Source organism: Shewanella carassii, assembly GCF_002777975.1.
Lineage (GTDB): Bacteria > Pseudomonadota > Gammaproteobacteria > Enterobacterales > Shewanellaceae > Shewanella > Shewanella carassii.
In genome coordinates this window covers 1-2,862 of the sequence record NZ_NGVS01000041.1, presented here as the reverse complement: position 1 = coordinate 2,862, position 2,862 = coordinate 1, and the positions used below count along the sequence as shown (strand labels likewise).

The following is a 2,862-nucleotide window of genomic DNA, read 5'->3' as shown; positions in this document are numbered from 1 at the left end:
CTCCTGCCTGATGTGTCACAAAAAAGATCCCAAAGTGATGGCTCTGTTTCAGGGCGTGCATGGTGTCCTGGACAACAGCCGCTCCCCCATGGCCGGGTTGCAGTGTGAAGCCTGCCATGGCCCCATGGGCAAACATAACCGTGGCGGCAAAGAGCCGATGATTAGCTTCGGCCCCGAGTCCAAACTCTCTGCCGATAGTCAGAACAGCGTCTGCCTGGGCTGCCACAATGATCCCAAGCAGATGGCTTGGCACAACAGCTTGCATAATCTGGAGCAGGTAGCCTGTGCCGATTGCCATCAGGTGCATGCTGCCGAAGACCCCATGCTCAATCCTTTGCGGATCAACGAGGCCTGCACCAGCTGCCATACCCGTGCCAAGGCCGATATGAGCAAGCGTTCATCCCACCCGCTCAAGTGGGATCGCATGACCTGTATCGATTGCCACAACCCGCACGGCTCCCTGACCGAGAGTGCACTCAAGCAGAGCAGTATCAACACCACTTGCTATGAATGTCATGCCGACAAGCGTGGCCCCGTGCTGTGGGAGCATGCTCCCGTGGTGGAAAACTGCGCCAACTGCCATAACGCCCACGGCAGTGTGAATGAGTCCCTGCTGAAAGCCCGGGTGCCACAGTTGTGTCAGCAGTGTCACGCCGACGATGGTCATGCCGCCAGAGCTGTATCCCAAAGCGGTATCAACGCCTTTGGCTCCGGCAAGAGCTGTTTGAACTGCCACAGCCAAATTCATGGTTCCAATCATCCGGCCGGCAGCGTGCTGTCCCGTTAAGCAGGAGTGTTGAAGATGAGATTTCCTTTGAATCTATTGACTATGGCTCTGCTGGGGCTCTCTGGCTCAGCGATGGCCGCCGACTTCAGTGTCGGCCGCGCCAACACAGATAAGGTCAATACCGCCGGTTTTCAGTGTCGGCAGTGCCAACTGACTCCCGGGCTCGCCGGTGAAGTGACTGTCAATGCCGGATACAACGACAGTGACGATATTCACAGCGGCAACGCCTTCGGCGATGACCATGACGGCATGGTCGCCAGTGTCGATGCCGCCCTCGGTTATCGCACTAACAACGGCTATCGCAGCCAGCTGCAAGCCCATCACCTGGGTCAGGATAACGGCTTTGTCAGCCTCAAGACCGGCCGCCCCGGTCAGTACCAGATGACGCTGGACTATCGCAGTCTGACCCGTTATGAGAACGGCAACGTCGGCACCGGACTTTGGCATAACCAGGGGATGTTGCAACCCGATGACACCCTACGTTACCTGGATCTGCAACTGGAGCGGCAACAGGCGGGAATTGGCTTTCGTTATGACTTCGGCCAATTGGCTCAATTCGGCGATCTGAGTAGCTATGTGCGCTATGACAGAGAGGAAAAGCAGGGCCACCGCAGCGCCAGCCTGATGAGCCCAAGGCCGGTCAACTTCGCCTTGCCGGTGGATGAGAGCAACGACAAGTTGCAGGCCGGGTTACAGCTCAGTGGCGATAACTGGTTTACTGAACTGGGCTATCAAGGTAGCCAGTACAGCAATGATATCAACAACCTGAGCTTGCCTTATGCCAGTGACATCTACAGTGCCACTCCGGATAACCAGGCCCATCAACTGACCTTGAATGGTCAGTACCGGCTGAGCAACACGGTTATCAGCGGCCGGGTCATTGCCGGACGGATGATCCAGGATGAAGGCCTGATCCAGATGAGCGGCAACCCGCTGCAAAACTGGGATGGTCAGGTCGATACCCTGGACGCCAATCTGGCTGTCAGCACCCTGGTCAATAGCCGTTTGCGTCTGGGCGGTCAACTGGATTACCGCAAGCGCGACAACGACTCCAGCGTGGCAGATTTTGTGCAGCTCGAATTCAACCCCGTCAGTGGTGCCATCCGGCAAAACCCGCTGCTGGATATGGAGCGTCAGGCACTGAAACTCAATGCCAGCTACCGTCTGGCACCGGGTTACCGACTCCAGGCCGGTTACGACTTTAAACAGCTTGAGCGTAGCTATGGCGAGCGGGAAGACACTCGCGACCATAACCTGTGGGCCAAGCTGGGCATGCAACTGTTCACGCCACTGAAGCTTGATCTGAAAGCCAGCCTGGGTGAGCGGGATGGCAGCCGCTATGAGGCGGCCGAGCTGACTTCCAGTGAAACCCAGAGCCTGCTGCGCAAGTATCACCTGGCCGATCGGCGCCGGACCGCAATGGAGCTTGGGTTGCAGTACACCCCGCTGAGCTGGATGACACTGGATCTGAACAGCCACTATGCCTTTGATGATTACCATGAAACGGTTATCGGCCTGACCGAGTCCCGCGATTACGGTTACGACCTGAACCTGACGCTGCAGTTGAGCAAACAACTGAGTGTTTACGGCTTTGCCGGTCAACAGTGGATCGCCTCCAAACAGAGTGGCGATCAGAGCGCGACCTGGTATGGCGACATCGATGACAGCTTCATCAACCTGGGCGCCGGGGTGGCTTACAGCGGCCTGCTGGATGACCGCCTGACCCTGGGTGCCGACTATCAATTTGCCGACTCGGAAGGGGAAACCTGTATCGGTGCGGCGCAGTATGACGACTATTACAGCTTCAACCACAGCGTCGAGCTGTATGGCCGCTATCACCTGAACGATGCCATGGCATTGAAGGTGTCGTACCGGTACGAGCGCTACTTCGATACGGATGGCAGTGATGTCGGTATCGATGCCGTCACCGGCCTGACCACTCTGGGCGTATTGAATCATAACTACAACGCCCATCAGCTGATGTTGTCCTTCAGCTACCTGTTGCCTTGAGCAAGGCTTAAATCGTGAGGATAAAAACAATGGAACGCAGAAGCTTTTTGAAAATGAGTGCAGCT

2 protein-coding genes are annotated in these 2,862 nt (G+C 56.7%); both read left to right on the top strand.

All coding sequences use genetic code 11. The annotated features are described in order from the left end of the window. Positions 1 to 787, top strand: a 787-nt coding sequence (locus CBE72_RS19610) for a DmsE family decaheme c-type cytochrome (RefSeq protein WP_100146003.1), incomplete at its 5' end; no start/stop codon positions are given. Between the two features lie 15 nt (positions 788 to 802). After that, positions 803 to 2,797 carry an MtrB/PioB family decaheme-associated outer membrane protein gene (locus CBE72_RS19605; protein WP_100146001.1) on the top strand — a complete coding sequence of 665 codons (1,995 nt, stop codon included), beginning with the start codon at positions 803 to 805 and terminating at the stop codon, positions 2,795 to 2,797. The last annotated feature ends 65 nt before the right edge of the window (positions 2,798 to 2,862 follow it).